The 17,755-nt window shown below is 41.1% G+C and carries 22 protein-coding genes; 11 read left to right on the top strand and 11 right to left on the bottom strand.

Translation table 11 applies throughout. The annotated features are described in order from the left end of the window. Window positions 1-18: 18 nt before the first annotated feature. Complete coding sequence (gene cax, locus PseudUWO311_RS13645; protein ID WP_142655785.1) at window positions 19-1,101, bottom strand: calcium/proton exchanger; 1,083 nt, start codon at window positions 1,099-1,101, stop codon at window positions 19-21. A gap of 172 nt (window positions 1,102-1,273) precedes the next feature. Between cax and cobO the strand changes: the two genes are divergently transcribed. From cobO to PseudUWO311_RS24395, 9 genes are all read left to right on the top strand, one after another. Then, entirely contained in the window at window positions 1,274-1,882 is a 609-nt protein-coding gene (cobO, locus tag PseudUWO311_RS13640; RefSeq protein WP_190303495.1) for a cob(I)yrinic acid a,c-diamide adenosyltransferase, read from the top strand. A 78-nt stretch (window positions 1,883-1,960) separates the two neighbouring features. Further along, a complete protein-coding gene (locus tag PseudUWO311_RS13635; RefSeq protein ID WP_142655783.1) occupies window positions 1,961-3,049 on the top strand; it encodes a Gfo/Idh/MocA family protein in 1,089 nt (362 codons plus the stop codon). A gap of 25 nt (window positions 3,050-3,074) precedes the next feature. After that, a complete protein-coding gene (locus PseudUWO311_RS24895) occupies window positions 3,075-3,233 on the top strand; it encodes a hypothetical protein (protein WP_190303494.1) in 159 nt (52 codons plus the stop codon). 5 nt (window positions 3,234-3,238) lie between these two features. Continuing rightward, complete coding sequence (locus PseudUWO311_RS24890) at window positions 3,239-3,442, top strand: VanZ family protein (protein WP_142655782.1); 204 nt, start codon at window positions 3,239-3,241, stop codon at window positions 3,440-3,442. Between the two features lie 162 nt (window positions 3,443-3,604). Continuing rightward, the gene (locus PseudUWO311_RS13625) at window positions 3,605-3,913 is read left to right on the top strand and encodes a hypothetical protein (RefSeq protein ID WP_142655781.1); all 309 of its coding nucleotides are present in this window, start codon (window positions 3,605-3,607) and stop codon (window positions 3,911-3,913) included. Continuing rightward, window positions 3,914-4,177: a type II toxin-antitoxin system RelE family toxin gene (locus PseudUWO311_RS13620; RefSeq protein ID WP_142655780.1), complete on the top strand. Its 264-nt coding sequence runs from the start codon at window positions 3,914-3,916 to the stop codon at window positions 4,175-4,177. 121 nt (window positions 4,178-4,298) lie between these two features. Further along, window positions 4,299-6,461: an ATP-dependent helicase gene (locus PseudUWO311_RS13615; protein WP_142655779.1), complete on the top strand. Its 2,163-nt coding sequence runs from the start codon at window positions 4,299-4,301 to the stop codon at window positions 6,459-6,461. 208 nt (window positions 6,462-6,669) lie between these two features. Next, window positions 6,670-6,849 carry a hypothetical protein gene (locus tag PseudUWO311_RS24400; RefSeq protein ID WP_223807572.1) on the top strand — a complete coding sequence of 60 codons (180 nt, stop codon included), beginning with the start codon at window positions 6,670-6,672 and terminating at the stop codon, window positions 6,847-6,849. Window positions 6,850-6,974: 125 nt separating this feature from the next. Then, window positions 6,975-7,259, top strand: coding sequence for a hypothetical protein (locus PseudUWO311_RS24395; RefSeq protein WP_223807571.1), 285 nt, complete (start codon window positions 6,975-6,977; stop codon window positions 7,257-7,259). A gap of 130 nt (window positions 7,260-7,389) precedes the next feature. Here PseudUWO311_RS24395 and PseudUWO311_RS13605 read toward each other — a convergent pair whose 3' ends face one another. The 6 genes from PseudUWO311_RS13605 to PseudUWO311_RS13580 form a co-directional block, all read right to left on the bottom strand. Further along, on the bottom strand, window positions 7,390-8,259 hold the full coding sequence (locus tag PseudUWO311_RS13605; protein ID WP_142655778.1) for a DNA-formamidopyrimidine glycosylase: 870 nt from the start codon (window positions 8,257-8,259) through the stop codon (window positions 7,390-7,392). A 104-nt stretch (window positions 8,260-8,363) separates the two neighbouring features. Then, entirely contained in the window at window positions 8,364-8,555 is a 192-nt protein-coding gene (locus tag PseudUWO311_RS13600; RefSeq protein WP_009626231.1) for a photosystem I reaction center subunit IV, read from the bottom strand. 176 nt (window positions 8,556-8,731) lie between these two features. Next, window positions 8,732-9,241 (bottom strand): L,D-transpeptidase, encoded by a 510-nt coding sequence (locus PseudUWO311_RS13595; protein WP_190303493.1) that lies wholly within the window; start codon window positions 9,239-9,241, stop codon window positions 8,732-8,734. Between the two features lie 209 nt (window positions 9,242-9,450). After that, window positions 9,451-9,738, bottom strand: coding sequence for a DUF4090 family protein (locus PseudUWO311_RS13590; RefSeq protein WP_142655777.1), 288 nt, complete (start codon window positions 9,736-9,738; stop codon window positions 9,451-9,453). A 53-nt stretch (window positions 9,739-9,791) separates the two neighbouring features. Further along, window positions 9,792-10,487, bottom strand: a complete 696-nt coding sequence (locus tag PseudUWO311_RS13585) for a class I SAM-dependent methyltransferase (RefSeq protein ID WP_142655776.1) — start codon at window positions 10,485-10,487, stop codon at window positions 9,792-9,794. Window positions 10,488-10,738: 251 nt separating this feature from the next. Further along, window positions 10,739-11,398 carry a DUF2301 domain-containing membrane protein gene (locus tag PseudUWO311_RS13580; protein WP_142655775.1) on the bottom strand — a complete coding sequence of 220 codons (660 nt, stop codon included), beginning with the start codon at window positions 11,396-11,398 and terminating at the stop codon, window positions 10,739-10,741. A gap of 386 nt (window positions 11,399-11,784) precedes the next feature. Between PseudUWO311_RS13580 and PseudUWO311_RS13575 the strand changes: the two genes are divergently transcribed. Continuing rightward, the gene (locus PseudUWO311_RS13575) at window positions 11,785-12,651 is read left to right on the top strand and encodes a hypothetical protein (RefSeq protein ID WP_142655774.1); all 867 of its coding nucleotides are present in this window, start codon (window positions 11,785-11,787) and stop codon (window positions 12,649-12,651) included. A gap of 460 nt (window positions 12,652-13,111) precedes the next feature. Here PseudUWO311_RS13575 and infC read toward each other — a convergent pair whose 3' ends face one another. The 3 genes from infC to holA all read right to left on the bottom strand — a co-directional run bounded on the left by infC (window position 13,112) and on the right by holA (window position 16,034). Continuing rightward, window positions 13,112-13,636: a translation initiation factor IF-3 gene (infC, locus tag PseudUWO311_RS13570; protein ID WP_009627301.1), complete on the bottom strand. Its 525-nt coding sequence runs from the start codon at window positions 13,634-13,636 to the stop codon at window positions 13,112-13,114. Between the two features lie 178 nt (window positions 13,637-13,814). Further along, window positions 13,815-14,945 (bottom strand): 3-dehydroquinate synthase, encoded by a 1,131-nt coding sequence (gene aroB, locus PseudUWO311_RS13565; protein ID WP_142655773.1) that lies wholly within the window; start codon window positions 14,943-14,945, stop codon window positions 13,815-13,817. Between the two features lie 105 nt (window positions 14,946-15,050). Next, window positions 15,051-16,034, bottom strand: a complete 984-nt coding sequence (gene holA / locus PseudUWO311_RS13560) for a DNA polymerase III subunit delta (protein WP_142655772.1) — start codon at window positions 16,032-16,034, stop codon at window positions 15,051-15,053. Between the two features lie 41 nt (window positions 16,035-16,075). Between holA and PseudUWO311_RS13555 the strand changes: the two genes are divergently transcribed. Continuing rightward, entirely contained in the window at window positions 16,076-16,768 is a 693-nt protein-coding gene (locus tag PseudUWO311_RS13555; protein ID WP_142655771.1) for a sugar transferase, read from the top strand. 32 nt (window positions 16,769-16,800) lie between these two features. Here PseudUWO311_RS13555 and PseudUWO311_RS13550 read toward each other — a convergent pair whose 3' ends face one another. Further along, a complete protein-coding gene (locus tag PseudUWO311_RS13550) occupies window positions 16,801-17,742 on the bottom strand; it encodes a hypothetical protein (RefSeq protein ID WP_142655770.1) in 942 nt (313 codons plus the stop codon). Between the last annotated feature and the right edge of the window lie 13 nt (window positions 17,743-17,755).

Below are 17,755 nucleotides of genomic sequence, written 5' to 3'. Positions count from 1 at the left end.
ACATTGCGCCGCTTTTACTTAGACTGGTTGAAAATAAAATGCGAAGCCTAGAATTGCGTATGTCGCTACCAGCAAAGATCCTTCTAGCCAATTCGATCGCCCATCAGAACTAATCGAATTCGCGATCAGCACCGCTACAGCCACCGCAACTAGCTCAAAAGGATTGAAGTTTAAATCCATTGGTTGCCCCATAAACCAACCAATAATGACTAAAACAGGTGCAACAAATAGCGCTATTTGCATACTTGAACCTACGGCAACCGAGACCGAGAGTTCCATTTTGTTCTTCATCGCCACGGTAATCGCCGTTGTATGCTCCGCAGCATTACCAATGATCGGCAATAGAATTACCCCAGTGAATAGTTCTGTTAAGCCGAGTTGGGCTGTTGCCTCTTCTAAAGTTCCGACTAAAAGCTCAGATTCTAAGGCAACTAACAAGGTCACGCCAAGCAGAACCGAAATCCATAACTTAAGATTGATTTCCTGAGGATGCCCTTCTTTCTCCTCGGCATCATCTGCTTCAGATTTGCCCACATCATAGAGATAGGCATGGGTTTTCATCGAAAATAGAAGGGTTAGACAATAGACAATAATCAGCACGATCGCTACAGCGATCGATAGCTTTTGCAAGACATCTTCACTAATTCCCGTAGTCGTAAAATTTGCGGCTGTCGGCAACAAAATTGCCACTACTGCTAAATTCATAACTGAAGCATTTAATCGCGCCATAGTTGGCTGAAATTCCTGCTCTTTATAGCGCAGTCCGCCTAAAAGCATAGACATACCCATCACCAGCAACAGGTTGCCAATGATGGAGCCAGTGATGCTAGCTTTTACAACACTGGTAAATCCTGCATTCAGTGCCACGATCGCAATGATTAGCTCCGTCGCATTACCAAAAGTCGCATTTAACAAACCGCCCCAAGAAGGCCCCAACACCACCGAGATTTCTTCGGTTGCAGTACTTAACCATCCTGCTAAGGGCAAGATTGCGATCGCTGAAGTCACAAATATCAGCGTAGAATTCCATCCTTGCAAGTGACCGATGACCGATATCGGGACAAATACAAGCAAACCAAAGGAGAAGATTTTCTTAAACATATGCAGCCGTTGTAGCATCAAGGCTAAATATACCAACAAAACCCAAAAAATTTAGAGGAGGTCGTGAAGCGACCTGCTCTAAATTTTTTGGGTTTAATTTTTTCTAAGCATTATGACGGTTTAAAATAACCTAACAAAGCATCGCTTTATTGCTATTCATCAGGAAATCTCCATGTCTGAACTTACTGCCGAACAACATCGCACTAAAATGCAGCGCCGCCAAGAGGTGCAACATCAGCGAGTCGCAGAGCGTAACCTCGAAAAAGGGCTGATCATCATTAATACTGGTGACGGCAAGGGCAAAACTACCGCCGCGTTGGGGATGGTATTGCGATCGCTAGGGCATGGATATAAAGTCGCGATCATTCAGTTCATCAAAGGCGCATGGGAACCTGCGGAAAAGAAAGTATTTGAAATGTGGCACGATCAACTGGTTTTTCAGGCTTTGGGCGAAGGCTTTACATGGGAAACCCAAGATCGCGATCGCGATATTGCCAAAACCAAAGAAGCATGGGAAATGGGACTTAGCTATATCAAAAATCCTGAATACAAGCTTGTTCTACTTGATGAGGTAAATATTGCTCTCAAATTAGGCTATCTCGATGTTGAGACTGTGATTGCAGGGCTAAAAGAGAAGCCTGTTGATTCTCATGTGATTCTGACTGGTCGTGGCGCTCCTGCGGAACTGATCGAAGTTGCTGACTTGGTAACAAGAATGGAACTTGTAAAACATCCCTTTAGGGAGCAAGGTGTCAAAGCCCAAGCTGGAATCGAGTTTTAGAAAGAGCGTAGCGTAGGGGTAATTCATGAATTGCCCCTACGCTAGAAAAAATTTCAAGTCATTCAAGCAATAAAAAATATGTCAAAAATTGGTGTTGGTATTATCGGAACGGGCTTTGGTCAGATTATCCATATTCCTGCTCTACAAATTCATCCTGATACAGAAGTTGTGGCGGTGTACCATCGCGATCGCACGAAAGCGCAGCAAATTGCTGATAAATTTGGTATTCCTCACGCTTGCGATCGCCTTGAGGATTTACTCGCACTTCCCGCAGTCCAAGCGGTGACGATCTCCACGCCACCAAGTTTTCATTATGAAGAGGCAAAAGCCGCGATCGAAGCTGGCAAACATATTTTGCTGGAAAAGCCTGTGACATTGAATGCTCAACAAGCGATCGCACTGTATCAACTTGCCCAAAAGCGTCAAGTCGTCACCGCTACTGACTTTGAATTTCGTTGCGTCCCGCAATGGCGCTACTTTAAACATCTACTAGATCAGAATCATGTGGGTAAAAAAAGACTGATTCAAATTGATTGGTTAGTACAAGGTCGCGCCGATCCAAAGCGGGTTTGGAATTGGTATAGCCAAAAAGCTTTTGGTGGGGGTGCATTAGGTGCGATCGGTTCCCATGCCTTTGATTATGTGCGCTGGTTATTTGGGGATATCAAGAGTCTCTCAGGTCAACTCAGCACAGGCATTTCTGAACGTCCTGATGCAAATGGTGTTCTGCGTCCCGTCGATGCCGATGACACCTGTAACATTCTCCTAGAACTCACTGATGGAACTCCCTGTAATATTTCTCTGAGTACTGTCACCTATCGCGGTCGTGGGCATTGGCTGACGGTTTACGGAGAGAATGGAACCCTTGTATTGGGTAGTTCTAATCAATCGGATTATGTGCATGGCTTCAGTTTGCGCCAAGGCAAAATCGATCGCACGGAAATGGAAGTCGTACCGATTTCATCTGAATATGACCTCCCGAAAACCTATACAGATGGTCGTCTTGCGCCTGTGTTAGCCATATGCGATCGCTGGGTCAAGTCAATTCAATCAGGACAGCCGATGACACCAAGCCTTTATGAAGGTGCATGGTCACAGTTGCTTATGGATTTAACCCAAGAGTCTCACCAGCAGAAAAAATGGATAGATGTGCCTTCCTCAATCTAAATTACTTTGAGTTAAAATCTTTCCCATGAAATCGAACAAGTTAGTTTGGAAAATTCTGGTTGTAATTTACCTGCTTGTATTTACATTAATCATTGTGCTTGCCTATAACCATGCCCTTCCAGAATATCTGACTAAAAATGATAAAGCTGGTCATGTGTTCCTCTATGGGCTAGCAACTTTTTAGGGCAGATGGCTGGGAAATGGCGCACAGTAAAATTTTGGTCTAAAGCATTGCCTTTATTTCCATTGTTGTTTTTTGTATTCACTGTCATCGAAGAGTTAGCCCAATCACTTTCCCCCAATCGCACCTTTGATATCGGTGATTTGGTCGCAAGTTCTTTTGGGATCATGATTGGATATTTTTTAGCAGAAAAGCTAAAGCCGATCTCGTGATATTTCGAGAAGGTTTTTAGCGATCGCAGTCTTGTAATTGGGATGATAGCAGATGCCATAGAGCATTGGTTCTTCGTGCATCGAGATGGTGTGGAATATTTAGAGTAAAATTAAATTCAGATGGCATTCATGCCTCTTACTTTTTAGCTATTGAGTAAAATTATGGCAAAGTTAACTGTTGATTTAGAAACTTCAGCAGATGTTTTGGGAACTACGCCCGATCGCTTTTTAGCATGGTTAAAGCAGGAAGATTCTCAGGGTTTGCTCTATTTTAACGATACGCCGCAGATTTCTATTTTTACGCTAGCAAAGATTCTAGATACTACGCCTAGAGAATTGGTTAATTTTTTAGAAGAATCTGATCTAGAAGATCGTTTAGATTTGCAAGATGCTCTAGAGGCGATCGCTGAGTCAGAAAGATTAGATGAGCAGCCAATTCCTTGGGATTCGGTGGTGGGAGAGTTAGTTTAGATGTCCTATGAGGTGCAAATATTGCCAAAGGCGGCGCGACAAATAAAAGCTTTATCGCTTGAGATTCGTCAGGATATAACGCTCACGATTCAATCCTTAGCCAATGAGCCAAGACCTATCGGAGTTAAGAAGCTATCAGGGGAAAAGGATATTTATCGGGTCAGGGTAGGAAATTATCGCGTTCTCTATCAAATTATTGATAAGGTTTTGGTTGTTGTGGTTGTCTCAGTTGGTCATCGCCGTGAAGTTTATCGCGATCGTTAAACTAGAAAATATTAATGCTCTATATACAATCAGAAAAATTTGTATAATTATCTCGAATTGATTATAAACACGAAAAACATGAGATAATCAGTTAATATTTGAAAAGATATTTCTAAAATCTATGATTAGAACTGGGGATGTACGCATATTAGCAAAAGCTTTTATGCAGGATTTAACAAAAACGCTTATAGCGGAAAATCGGGAAAGGGTTCAATCAAAATTTGATCTAGATGAATCTCAGAAACGGGTTGTTGAGTCTCAAGCAAAGTTCATGCGTGTTGTCGCTCCTGCTGGTTCTGGCAAAACACAAACATTAACTGCTAAAGCGGTAAATGTTTTAGCAAATAATCCAAACGCAAGAATTTTATGTTTGACTTTCACAAACTCAGCAGCTAGCGAGATTCAAGACCGTATCGCCAAGAAAATTTCGTCTTCCTCTAATCTTCCTATCAAAGTTTCAACATTAAATGCTTTTGGCTATGATCTTCTAAAATCGATAAATCCATCTTTACAAATAGCTGCTCCCAATGGAAGAGGTCTTGGTAGAGCTATGAATTTGATAAAAACAATAATGGTACAGAGCAATATTTGGGGAGAAAGAGTGAATCCAAAGCTTTGTTCTCCTATTCTAGAACTTACAAATATGATGAAAAGCCTTGGATTTAATCATTTACATGAAGTTGAAGAGCTTCAGAGTCAGTATGATTTAGTTAGAGCATTAGGTATGTCACAGCTTATCGAAAAGCTAGTAGAGGATATTGGAGTAAATGGTGATTTCAACAATGTTTTTATCAATCTATGGATGCCATTTTGGAAAAACCTCAGTGACAAATTATGGGAATCTAACTTGATCACGCTTGAAGATCAAAAATACTGGGCAATGACTCAACTTGCTAGTAATGCTCAAGCTCAGGGGTGGTTAAAAATAAAGCAGTTTTCTCACGTTTTTGTCGATGAGTTTCAGGATATCAATCTTCTCGATCTTTTTCTTATTTCCCAAATAGTCCATCTTTCAAATGCCAGTTTAGTAATTGTTGGAGATGATGATCAGTGTATTTATGAGTGGCGAGGATGTACGTCTGTTTTTGTTCAAAAGCCTGAGATGAGTTTTGGTCAAATTTTAGATGGGAACAATTTTGAGACTATCACATTAGAAAAAAATTATAGGTGTCCTAGAAATATAGTTACGCATTCGGAAAAACTCATCAACCATAACACTAGCCGCATTGCAAAAAGAATGATTCCTATCAGAGAAGGGAATGCAAATATTCGCGTCGTATCAGTGCCAGCAGCTTACATAACTTTGAATATTGTTGATGAGTTAATTGCAAATATTGTAGAGAAACATCCCAAACATACAGTTGCTATTGTAGGACGTAAAAAGTGTCAGCTAATTCCAATTCAAATTTTACTCACGAAAAGAGAAATTAAATTTGCAATTGATACAGATCTCAATGTGTTTGCAGGGGGAGCATTTAAAGATTTTCGTCACTTTTTATCTTTGCCAAATATTTACGCGATATCTAGATCTGCTAGAGAAAATGTTACGGATATGATGGCTTTGCTTAAGAGAGTACAAAAGACCCCTTTGAGTAAGTCAGAAAACCAAGAAATTGAAGAATGGCTAATACAACATCAACCAGAATCTCTTCAATCTACAGTAGATATGTTTGGGGATTATCTAGGACAATTTAGAAGAGGTAGAGTTAATCCAAGAGATGTTTCAATTCGTTTAAAATCTTTTCTTGAAAAGTCTTCAGTCGTTGCGTGTGTAAAAGTAGCAAGTGATGTCTTTATAGGTTTTCAAAAAGATTTTGTGAGATCGAAAGATGATATTTTTTACTCTGATCCACCTTTTAGTCATCTTGCTGATTTAGCTGTTAACTACGAAAAGGATTTTCAGTTATTCCTACAGGATATAGATAGAGCAATTGAAAGATCTACAACTACTGATTCACGCGAAGCTAAAATCGAGCTAATGACGGCACTGCGTACCAAAGGAAGAGAATTTGATACAGTTATTGTCCTTGATGTTAATGACGGAATCTTTCCTAATAAGATGGCTAAAGATGCTGGACGTATTGAAGAAGAAAGAAGGCTTTTTTATGTAACAGTTACACGCACAAAAAATAATTTGTTGCTTTTTGATAGTGGTCGAATACAAGGTCAGAGGCTTAATATTTCCCCATTTGTTGATGAAATGGATTTGCCAAATAGTTGTCGTTTATCTCATCCACAAGTAGATCGTATTTCTAGAGAACTACTAGATCAACTAAGAATCTAGTGAGTGAGTGGCAATCGCTGTTTGACAATGGAAATAGGCGATCAGGTTTTGTCGGTGATGAGAGGAGATCGCTGTTTGATGTTGAGATTTAGGCGATCGCGTTTATGGTTGTGAGTTGCGATCGCTGTTTGATGTGGGGCAATAGGCGATCACAAAAACCTATCTTAATTGCTAAAATACTTACACCACAATTAATCCCATATATACCATGTCCGATAACACTATCACTCTAGACGACATCTTCGCCCTCTTCCGAGAAAGCGAACAACAACGACAAGAATATCAGCACCAAGCTGAACGAGAAATGGCAGAACTCCGAAAGACTATTGAACAAACTAACAAACAAATCGAACAAACTAACAAACTAACAAACAAGTCGGAGGACTAACCAGCCGCTGGGCAGAATTTGTTGAAAATCTAATCAAACCTGCCGCCGCTAGAATTTTTAGAGAACAGGGAATTGACGTTCATTACACCGCTATGCGCGTAAAGGGTGATGATGATCGAGGCTCAATGGAAATTGATATTCTGGTGGAAAATAGTAATGAAATCGTAGCGATCGAAGTTAAGTCACATTTAGAAATTCGCAATGTGAAGAGATTTTTAGAAGTATTAGCAAGATTTAAAGAGGCATTTCCAAAATACAAAAATTACAAGGTTTATGGAGCCGTAGCAGGAATAAAAATTGATGAAAAGGCAGATGAATATGCAACGCAAGAAGGACTGTTTTTAATCGAACCCGCAGGAGATTCTGTAATTATTGCCAATAGTGAAAGTTTACAACCGAGAGTCTGGTGATTTTTATTGATTGATAGGAGATCCGTTTTGTGAATGATGAGTGGAGATCTCTGTTTGATGTGGAAAAGGGCGATCGCATTTATGGGTTGTGAAGGGCGATCGCTGTTTGATTTGAGGGAAAAGGCGATCGCTATAAACTCTGACATTGAGAACAAAAATGTGTTGAGCGCCCACCGAGCTTAATCCTTGAGATTAATGTACCGCAGACATTACAAGGCTGACCAGTTCGTCGAAATACCCAAGCAGTATCGATGTAATTCCCCTTCAGTCCAGCCACATTCTGAAAAGAACTAAAAGTCGTTCCACCCTTCGCTATACCATCACTCAGAGAACGAATAATTCCTTGACGCAGAGATGTGACCTGTTCCAAACTAAGAGAATTTGCAGCTTTTTGAGGATGGATTTTGCCCAAAAATAATGATTCATCAGCATAGATATTCCCAATCCCTGCGACAGTTTCCTGATCTAGGAGCACAGTTTTTATCGGGCGACCAGTACGGCTAAATTTTGCGGCTAAATGCTCTGGCGTAAACTCAGGATCAAATGGTTCCAAACCTAATTTCTGTAACCCTGTAATAATTGATTCTGTTGTTTGATGAGATGGAACCCACCAAACCTTACCAAAAGTTCGCTGATCATCAAACCGCAACTCCTTCAATCTTTCCTTTTTTTCCTTTTTCCCTTTTCCTTTTTCCTTTAAAAACAACCTCACCCGCGTATGCTTGCCCACAGTAGTATCGCGATCGCACCAAAGCAAACTCCCCGTCATTCGTAAATGCACCCCCAACCGATCACCCTGTGAAAGCTGAGCAATTAAATATTTTCCCCGTCGTTGCCATTCTGTGAACTCAGCACCAATGACTGCTGCTAAAAACGCCTCTGAATTTTCAGGATAGGCGATCGCACGGGGCAGCAATACCTCACCACCTTCAATCTGCCAACCCAGCGTATTTTCATTTAAACCAATACGAACTGTCTCAACTTCTGGTAATTCGGGCATTTGACAAGTAAAAAAGTAAAAGTAAAAAGTAGTTTTCAGACCCATAAAAACAAGAAGGGGCGCAAAGCGTCCCTTCTTGTTTTTGGGTTTTGAGTTAGAAGAATCTAGGCGACTTCTTCAACTTCATCGATCGCAAAGTTGTTGGTTGCGATGTTGGAGTAGTTAACGCTGTCGAAACGAACAATCACTGGGTAAATGATGCCGCTTTTATCAACGGAAGCCACAGTACCGACTTCGCGATACCAGTAGGACTCTTTACGCAAAATGCGAACCTTAGAACCACGTGCAACTGCCATAGTTTTATCCTTATTCCTAAAGACTGTAATGTGAAAAATAAAATGATTACAGATACCGTCTCTAGGTTACTGCGAGGCGATCGCCTCTGTCTATTTCTAGCTCGTTAAGTTTTATTTAGCAAAACCCTAAAAACTGTACCACCCGCTACGTGGGCGGTGCAGTTTTTAGGGTTTTGCTAACGCACAACTACGGGTGTCCCCACAGAAGCCCATCGATACAGCCATGCAGCATGATCTGGAGCGACATTAGTACAGCCATGACTGATAGGTATTCCAAAGCTACGATGCCAATATGCCCCATGAATGCCATAGTTGCCACTGTAATACATCACATGCGGAACATCAGGTACGTTATAGTCCTCACCCTGCATTCTCGCCGTAGGGTGTTTAGTCTGAATGTTAAAAATACCTGTAGGGGTGGGCGTAGCGCTTTTGCCCGTGGACACAACCACAGCATAAACGAGTTGATTGCCTTGCCATGCCAATAGTCTCTGACTACGCAGACGAATTTCGATCCAGCGCTGTCCCGATCGCTTTAGTCTTTCAATATCTTGGCTACGGACAGAACGAGATGTGGTTTGCGCGATCGCCCTATCTACATTAATTAAGTTAACTCCGCCGCTCAGTCCCGTTAAAAACAAAGCGGTAATTAAAGCAGTAGATCTAGTTTTCCAATACTTAATCATGTTGATCGCAAGGTTGCATATCGACAAGTATGCCCAAAATTTACTGGAAATTCGCCAAAAGCTTTAATAAATAAGAAAGGTTGAGCTGAGCGAAACCTTTCTTATTTCCTTCTAACCCAAGAATTAGAGGTGCGGCGCGGAGCGCCGCACCTCTAATTCTTGGGTTTTACTGTCTATTTTTTTAGGCTGAGAAAGGGGTAACGAATAAGTTATTTATTGTAAAAAAAGGCTATGTCTTTGTCCTTTAGTGGGGCAAAACCTGCATCCAGCAACTTTTGATTGAGTTCATCTTGAGGGATGTGTTTTGCACCAATACGGACAATGCGCGATCGCATGGTATTAGTTACGCCACTACGCTGACGATTGCCTTCAAGCGCCATTACGCTGCTATAGAGATCAAGTTTCTTAGGGTCAATTGGTGTGCCATCAAAGTCGATACCCTGCGCGATCGCGACATCGATCGCATCAGCACCCGTTGTTTGAGAATTTTCGGACATAAGTAAAAACCAAATGCTTGTTGAGAGCGGCGCATTGCGCCACTCTCAACAAACTACCATTGAACGCGATACATGGAAAATAGCAACCCGTCTTTTTTGGCAGTAATTTTGCCACCCATAGATTGCACAAGCTCAGTAACTTCACTAAGCGGAGTCAGAAATACCTCTGATCCTAAATAGGTCTCTAAAATTGCCCAATTTTCCGCAAATTCCAAATCAGGGTTGAGCGCGTCAAAAATCATTACTCCATTCGGTTTTAATACCCGTTTAGCTTCACGCAAAACCAATTTCAAATACTCAAGTGGGTAATAGCAGCTAAACCCAGTTGCAATCACACGATCAAAAAAAACATTCTCGTAACTTAACTGATGTGCTGCCCCAAGTTGCGCCCCTTTAAATAATTTGGAATTTAGTTGCGAACCCCTTGAATTAAGAGCTTCTTTTGCCACAAAACTAATTTCCTGTCCATAAAAAAATACTTCCCAGTCTCGCCAAGGATAAATCAAAAAACTTACGCCACAGCCAATATCTAGGCAACGCTGATTTTTTTGAAATTGCGCCAATTCCCAAAAAGGCGAAGCAATTTTGCTAGATAGAGCATGACTTATCCACTCCCGAAAAAGCGGCATCGACTCCACCTCAGCGGGCAAATCAAATGCTTCATTACGATATTCGCGATCGTAGCGCTTCTGCACAATAGCGATCGCAGGTGTCCAGTCATCAGCTTGAGAAGTAAAAGCTTTATTCATAAATATTTATTATGCCGATGAATAAAAATATAGAGAGCGTTGCTTTATAAATCTTTTTAGGCATGGACTTTTTGAGGTAAAGCCACAAGCATCTTTGGACAAACCAAAACCCAAGAATTGATTGGCAGCGCGAAGCGCTGCCAATCAATTCTTGGGTTTTACGTCCTAGTACATTTGGCGACAACTATAAAACCCTCATTGGGGCTAGTTTTTGATTTCCGAAAGTGCAGCCACACTTTCGGAAATCGTTATTATGCAGCTTGTTGCTTACTAAGTTTTTCAGCTTTGAGGTAGGCAAAGACCGACTTATCACCAATATCAGGTGGAATTTCTTGAGTCACTTTACGAATCGCAAAGATTACAAACAAAACAGCCCAAGCACCTAATAGTCCTCGCTCGATCGCTACAGGTAAAATATTCACCAAATGACCAAGAATGAGCAGAGGCAATAGGGGGACTAAAAACTTTGTTTCAAAACGATTAAAACAAAAAGTCTCTTTGAAAAAAATTCCAGTTAGAGCAGCAAAGCTAAACCCGACACCAATAAGCGCGATCGGATTATTGTAAATAGCGATCGCTAAAGGCTCAGGAAAATAAAGTGCTACACCTACCGAAGCGATCGCGCCGATTGCCCAAAAGATTTGCAAAACCCTATGTAGCAATTCCAGATAAATATGAATTGTCCAAAGGGCAACACCTAATCCTATGGAAAAACCGATATACAGCCAAGTTAACCAATTATTTAGAATTTCAGGATTATTGGGCTGCAACAGCACTAATATTGCGCCCACGCTAAAACAAAGAGATGCGATCGCTAAAGCACTACGATACACAATTACCCCAAGGCGATCATTTTTCGTGATTGTAAATTCACCAAACTGACCTTGATAAACTTCAGATGTAATTTCCACAAATTTCTCCGCCAATCACTATTACTAAAAGTATAGATGACAGCAATCTGACTCTGTCTTCATAGCTATAGCTAAAAAAATTCATAGAGTTTCGACGCTTCGCGCCGAAACTCTATGAATTTTTTTAATGTCTTAACTAGAGTGACTAATGCTACACATCAATTTCATTGAAGCGTAAACTGCTATGACCAAAACAATTTCGATAGTTGGTATGACTGCAACATAAAAACTTCAGCCCAAAAATTGGGTTAATCATGAAACTTGATGTTATCTCTTGTTAATGATTGCCAAAATTACCATAATGCTTTACTATCTTGCAGTCAAAATCGACAAAAATTCGGATGACGCTGTACCGAAAACCAAGTAGGCAGCAGAGGAACTTTATTATGCGTATTTATTACCTAGCTGGCGTGATTCTTAGCGTTACTACAATCCTTAGTGCTTGCGGTGAGGGTACACCAGTCGAATGTACGATCAGCACGAAACGAGAGCTCAGACAAGGCGTTGTCAAAACTGCTAAATTTGCCTCTGGGACTGATTGCGAACAAATGAAAGGACTTGCGGAAGAAGGCAAGCCATTGCCCAGTATTGCGGCTGGCGCAACCATAGCTACTCCACCGAAGGTGGTTGAAACTACCGCGCCAACTTTTAATACTCCATTTGTCGCTGGACAGAAAACACAGGATCTGATTACCATCACAGATAAGCAGGCAAGAGTTCAGGAACTAGAGCAAAAAATTGGCGTTGACTCCAAACAATCTCGCGATCCCTTCACTAGTACTGTGATTAATCCAGTACCAAAATTAGAAACATTGTTGGCAAAGAAAGTACAAGTACAACCTAATCTACGGGCTGCTGTAGTTGTAAGAACATCTAACCGTCCGAGTAAAGTAGTGTTGCCACCTGACACTAGAGCTGCCGATGGTACAAAAGTCACAGGTACTGTTGAAGTTGCAGGTACAATCTACGCAATTATTAGTGCCTTTGGTGAGTCCACATCTCGTTATGTTAGGGCTGGGCAAATGATTTCTAACGGTAGAGTATTGGTGAAGCGAATTGATACCAATGCAGAGCCACCAATTGTTGTGTTACAGCAAAATGGAGTTGAGGTATTACGTGCTGTAGGTGCTCCTATTGTTAGTTCTAATCCTGATCAACCTGTTGACCCTGCAGCTGCGCCAGCCGCAGCCCCTGCCCCAGCAAACCCTCAGCCTACAACTGCTCCATTTACGCTATTGCCTCCTACTCGTTAATCCAAACCTCCAAATGGCGTTGCAATTTGGAGGTCTTAAAAAAACTTTCTGGATCTGAGTTTTACTTAATCTATCCTTTTACATCCCAAAAAAGGAAATTAAATAACGTCAGTTCGCGTTAAGCTGCAAATTTTAAAAGCCCAAAAGTAAAAGCCTTGCTTAGCAAGGCTTTTACTTTTGGGCTTTGAGATAGGGTTTGCGTAGCAAACCCTATCTCAAAGCTCGGTTCAAATTATCCTGAACTCGTGTTAAATAAATGATTAGTGGTGTTTGGCTTTGCTGCTGATCCCTAATCATTTACTGCGAAGGGACGGATCTGTCTACATTTTGGATAATTTTGTTAGAGCAATGCAAGAGATAGCTAGGACTCTTAAGACCCAAGCTGTGAATTACTGATTGGGTCTTAATCTAACTGAAAACATGTATAAATCAAAAAGCCTCGCGTTGCGAGGCTTTTTGATTATTTCTTGGGAGCCATTAACATAGTGATGTTTCTTCCTTCGCGCTTAGGATATTGTTGAATCTCAGCGACAGACTCTAGATCACTAGCCATACGATTCAACAAAACTTCAGCAAGATCAACGTGTTGAATTTCTCGACCACGAAACATTACGGTTGCTTTGACTTTATCACCTTCTTTCAAAAAGCGTTCTGCGTGATTGATTCGCACTTTATAGTCATGCTCCTCAATTTTGTAACGCATCTTCACTTCTTTAACATCGGAAGTATGTTGCTTTTTACGAGCTTCGCGTGCTTTCTTCTCTTGCTCAAATTTGAATTTGCCATAGTCCATGATTCGACAAACAGGAGGATCAGCTTTGTCGCTGACCAGCACGAGATCTAGCTCTTTTTCTTCAGCCATTTTCAAGGCTTCTTTGGGGGTTAGGATGCCGAGTTGCTCCCCCTCCATATCAATGACTCGAATTTTTGGATATCTGATGCGTTCGTTGATTTGGGGAAGGTCTTTAATTGGCTTTTTAGTCATGAAATCTCTGTTGTCTAGACTCTTGGGGGTATTGGTTTAAATTACTAATGGTTGACAAATATATGCCGATCTGAAGCGTGATATTCAAATTAAGAGTTTGAAATATTTAGGCTTAGCAATTTTTTGCTTGACATAAACGTTTAAGTATAGTACGAACTACCACTTAATGTGTCAAGTATTATGCCATTATTTTTCGTAAATTTTGGTTAACCAGCTCTGAGGTTACCCGATCGCTAAGAGTTACCGATCCGATCGCCGTTGGTAAAATGAAGCGAACTTTGCCAGCTTCTACTTTTTTGTCGGTAGATAGCGACTCAATAATTGATTCAAGATTAATGTCCGTAGGTACTGTCTGTGGTAAACGAGTTTTAGCAATTAAGGCTACTTGTTTGGCTTGATCTAACTCAGACCATAGACCAAGATCGACAGCGATCTCACCCGCTATTACCATTCCTAAACCCACAGCTTCGCCATGGTTGTAAAGGCGATAGTTGGTAACGGACTCAATCGCATGACCGACTGTATGACCATAGTTAAGAATGGCGCGAAGATTTCCTTCTTTCTCATCCTTGGATACGACTTCAGCTTTAGCTTTGGCACAACGATACAAAATTGTTTGTAGCAATTCTGATGAAATATAGCGTAGCTGATCAAGGCGATCGCAATTAGCTAATAAATCAAATAATTCTTGATCCCAGATTACGCCGTACTTAATAACCTCTGCCATTGCTGAGCGAAACTCACGGGCTGGCAAAGTTTTTAAGACTTCAGGATCGACCCACACTAGTCGGGGTTGATAGAATGCACCGATTAGATTTTTACCTTGTGGATGGTTGATCCCCGTCTTGCCACCAATTGCGGAATCCACCATTGCCAAAAGTGTGGTGGGAACTTGAACAAGATCAATACCGCGCAACCAAGTCGCGGCGGCATAGCCCGACATATCGCCAATCACGCCACCACCGAGGGCCACAATCATTGATGAGCGTTCTAAACGATGGACAAGAGCCGCATCATAAATCTTTTGAAGTGAGTTTGCAGTTTTAAAGCGTTCACCTGCGGGCAAGATTAAATGAGCAACATCAAAACCTGCATTACTTAAGGAAGTCTGGACAGTTTCGCCATAGTGCTTATAAATGACGGGATTCGAGACGATGAGAATTTTTTTGCTTTTTTTGCCTAAACCAATTTCTACTAATTTATCGCCTAAGTTTTTGAGGCTATGCGATGCGATCGCAATGTCATAACTACGATTAGGTTGGTTATCGCTATTTAGTGCAACATTAACTGTTGCGGAATGTTCGGACATATTTCTGACTAAAGGATCTATTTGTCATGTTAGCAGCGATCATGTTTTCAAATCTTATAAATAAGAAAAGTCGCACTTATGGCAAAGCCATAAGTGCGACTTTTCTTATTTGGTCATAGCTTGGCATAGCTCAATAATTGCCGTTTGCAACGTCGCCGTTTCATCTTTACCAAGTTTGAGATCGGCTTCTAGTCGCAACAAAATACTTAGCGATCTCATTAACTTTTGACTATTTAGCCCCTGTACTTCTTGCTTCAGAAAATATACTCGCTTAGGATTGCCAATTTCCGCAGCATCAGCGATCGCCTTATCATCTCGTTCTCCTGATTCTTGCATCAGCTTAATCCATAGCCATGTGCGAAACTGACCCACCAAAGTTGCGCAAATTCGTAAACCCACTTCGTTATTTCGCAGTAATTCCGCAATTAAAGAGAGAGCTTGACTAGTATTTGCAGAGCGAATTGCACTTGCTAATTGCAAACTATTGTGAGCTGAGACTTGCACAAGTGGTGCTATTTCTTTAGCAGTAAGTGGATTCGTTTTCCCATAATGTGACAGTTGTAACTTTTGCAATTCCATTGTCAGTCGGCGAGTATCATTGCCAATTGCATCAACTAGGAGATCTATGCCATCTGATGCTATTTTTAAGTCAATTTCTGCGGCGGTCTGTTTTACTAATTGGACGATCGCATCAGTTTTCCAAGGAGGTATTAGCGAAAATTCTAAAATCTGGGAATACTTCTGCAACAACTTGGTAGATTTGGCTCTCCCGTCAGGCTTATTGGATGTTGTAAACAAGATGTAGGAGTCTACAGGTAAATTCTTAAAAGTTCTTTCTAGCTCTGATAGTAGCGATTCAGAACAACGTTGGGCGATCGCAGTATCAGCTAACCAAGTTAACCGACTACCCATGCCAAAGGGCGAAGTTACGGCTTGGTTTAGCCCATCCATCATCTCAAGATCCCCTGTAGCAATGATTTTGACATAATTAAAGTCAAGCCACATCGGATCGACATGAGTGTCTATCAATTTTTTTACTGCTTGAGAAATTTGATAGTCGTCATCGCCCCAATAAAAGTAGACAGGCATTGTATGATTAGTTCAACTATGTGGTGTGGTGAAGAGATTTGATGATTACTAGAAGCAAAGCAAATAGTCAAGTTAGCCTCCGTCCAAAGAAATCGGTTACAGATCGTACAGATCATTATGCAACTTGGGGAAAAAGAGTCTTTGATATCGCATTTGCATCAATTGTTTTAACTGTGTTTTCGCCAGTTTATTTAGCAATTACGTTGCTTGTTTTCATTAGCTCTCCTGGCTCAGTTCTATATATTCATCCTAGAGTTGGTTTAAATGGTTCTAAATTTAATTGCATTAAGTTTAGAACGATGATTAATGGTGCAGATCAAGCTCTTGAAGATTATTTAAATGCCTGTCCGATTAGCCGAGCTGAATATGAAGCATCTTTTAAACTTAAACATGATCCTCGGATTACTAAAATTGGTAAGTTCTTGAGGACGACAAGTTTGGATGAGTTGCCTCAATTTTGGAATGTACTTATTGGCGATATGAGTGTAGTTGGTCCAAGACCATTGGTTCAAGATGAACTAAGTAAATATGGCACTGCGATCGATCGAGTGCTCAGTGTTCGCCCAGGTATTGCAGGACTATGGCAAGTATCGGGACGAAATGATATTCCTTACAGCAAACGGGTACAGATCGATGCGAGCTATGTTAAACGCATGAGTTTTTTGCTTGATCTGCATCTGATATTTAAAACTATTTTGGTTGTGATTTTCCCCAAAGGAAATGGAGCATACTAACAATAAAGGGGCGCTTAGCGCCCCTTTATTGTTTAATTTCGACGACTACGAGTAGTTGGTCGTGAAGATAAATCAAACTCTAAAGCGGCTGCCATGCCCCAGAGAATAAATGCAAGAATCCAGAAAAATTCGGCAGGTTCACCACTTTGATATTGTTTACCTTCACAAACTTTACTGATACCAGTATTGATGCTGTAGTTAAACCATAAGTCACCAAAGAACATAGCGATACCAGCACTACCAAGCAATCGCCAAGATTGAGCAGCTTTACCACCCCAAAAAGCGAGTAAAAGAATTGTGGCGACAATTAGTAACCAAATATCGCCAAGGGCATAAACAATATTCAGTATTTTTCCTGTATCTAGAGAAAACTCACCGCCGACTCCGAAGGTAACATAGGCAGCTACAACGACTCCAACAAATCCAACAGCCCCGACGATCGCCCATTGCTTAGGATACAGATTTAACCTGCGTCCAATCACGGACATCGCCATCCCCCATGATAAAAATACGTAAGTAGCTGTAAAGAATATATCGGCGATTGATGGAAATGTTTGAACTAAATTCTTAGCGCCTTTTGCTCCGCCTGCAATTAATCCACTTTGGTATTGAAAATCTAGATAACCAAAAATTAAATTTCCGATACCCCAAGACAGGATACCTATTCCCAGCCCTAACCAAACATTGCGACCGCTAATGATTTTAGAACTCCGCCAGTTACGTAGACAGAGTATCCCTGAACAAGAGATCGCTACAGTTTGAAAAATGTACGTTCCGTATCGATACCAATTTGGTCTGACGAATAGGTCTTTTATTGCCTTGGCGCATTCTTCGGGTTTGATGGTATGTGGTCCATCGGTTGGGACATTAAAAAATAGGTAGAACATTAGAGCTAGGGCTGCCCATCCGATCGCTGCCCAAACAATAGATTGCGTGGAAATCCCTGACGGCGAGGGAGATTTAGCTCTACTCATGAATCTTGCACCT

Source organism: Pseudanabaena sp. UWO311 (genome assembly GCF_006937785.1).
GTDB lineage: Bacteria > Cyanobacteriota > Cyanobacteriia > Pseudanabaenales > Pseudanabaenaceae > Pseudanabaena.
The sequence above is the reverse complement of the archived record's forward strand: the minus strand, read 5'-3'. Positions and strand labels throughout refer to the sequence as shown.

Excerpts from the sequence above, each read along its gene's own strand:
- cax (WP_142655785.1), bottom strand. The coding sequence starts at position 1,101 with ATGTTTAAGAAAATCTTCTCCTTTGGTTTGCTTGTATTTGTCCCGATA.
- cobO (WP_190303495.1), top strand. The coding sequence starts at position 1,274 with ATGTCTGAACTTACTGCCGAACAACATCGCACTAAAATGCAGCGCCGC.
- PseudUWO311_RS13635 (WP_142655783.1), top strand. The coding sequence starts at position 1,961 with ATGTCAAAAATTGGTGTTGGTATTATCGGAACGGGCTTTGGTCAGATT.
- PseudUWO311_RS24895 (WP_190303494.1), top strand. The coding sequence starts at position 3,075 with ATGAAATCGAACAAGTTAGTTTGGAAAATTCTGGTTGTAATTTACCTG.
- PseudUWO311_RS24890 (WP_142655782.1), top strand. The coding sequence starts at position 3,239 with ATGGCTGGGAAATGGCGCACAGTAAAATTTTGGTCTAAAGCATTGCCT.
- PseudUWO311_RS13625 (WP_142655781.1), top strand. The coding sequence starts at position 3,605 with ATGGCAAAGTTAACTGTTGATTTAGAAACTTCAGCAGATGTTTTGGGA.
- PseudUWO311_RS13620 (WP_142655780.1), top strand. The coding sequence starts at position 3,914 with ATGTCCTATGAGGTGCAAATATTGCCAAAGGCGGCGCGACAAATAAAA.
- PseudUWO311_RS13615 (WP_142655779.1), top strand. The coding sequence starts at position 4,299 with ATGATTAGAACTGGGGATGTACGCATATTAGCAAAAGCTTTTATGCAG.
- PseudUWO311_RS24400 (WP_223807572.1), top strand. The coding sequence starts at position 6,670 with ATGTCCGATAACACTATCACTCTAGACGACATCTTCGCCCTCTTCCGA.
- PseudUWO311_RS24395 (WP_223807571.1), top strand. The coding sequence starts at position 6,975 with ATGGAAATTGATATTCTGGTGGAAAATAGTAATGAAATCGTAGCGATC.
- PseudUWO311_RS13605 (WP_142655778.1), bottom strand. The coding sequence starts at position 8,259 with ATGCCCGAATTACCAGAAGTTGAGACAGTTCGTATTGGTTTAAATGAA.
- PseudUWO311_RS13600 (WP_009626231.1), bottom strand. The coding sequence starts at position 8,555 with ATGGCAGTTGCACGTGGTTCTAAGGTTCGCATTTTGCGTAAAGAGTCC.
- PseudUWO311_RS13595 (WP_190303493.1), bottom strand. The coding sequence starts at position 9,241 with ATGATTAAGTATTGGAAAACTAGATCTACTGCTTTAATTACCGCTTTG.
- PseudUWO311_RS13590 (WP_142655777.1), bottom strand. The coding sequence starts at position 9,738 with ATGTCCGAAAATTCTCAAACAACGGGTGCTGATGCGATCGATGTCGCG.
- PseudUWO311_RS13585 (WP_142655776.1), bottom strand. The coding sequence starts at position 10,487 with ATGAATAAAGCTTTTACTTCTCAAGCTGATGACTGGACACCTGCGATC.
- PseudUWO311_RS13575 (WP_142655774.1), top strand. The coding sequence starts at position 11,785 with ATGCGTATTTATTACCTAGCTGGCGTGATTCTTAGCGTTACTACAATC.
- infC (WP_009627301.1), bottom strand. The coding sequence starts at position 13,636 with ATGACTAAAAAGCCAATTAAAGACCTTCCCCAAATCAACGAACGCATC.
- aroB (WP_142655773.1), bottom strand. The coding sequence starts at position 14,945 with ATGTCCGAACATTCCGCAACAGTTAATGTTGCACTAAATAGCGATAAC.
- holA (WP_142655772.1), bottom strand. The coding sequence starts at position 16,034 with ATGCCTGTCTACTTTTATTGGGGCGATGACGACTATCAAATTTCTCAA.
- PseudUWO311_RS13555 (WP_142655771.1), top strand. The coding sequence starts at position 16,076 with ATGATTACTAGAAGCAAAGCAAATAGTCAAGTTAGCCTCCGTCCAAAG.
- PseudUWO311_RS13550 (WP_142655770.1), bottom strand. The coding sequence starts at position 17,742 with ATGAGTAGAGCTAAATCTCCCTCGCCGTCAGGGATTTCCACGCAATCT.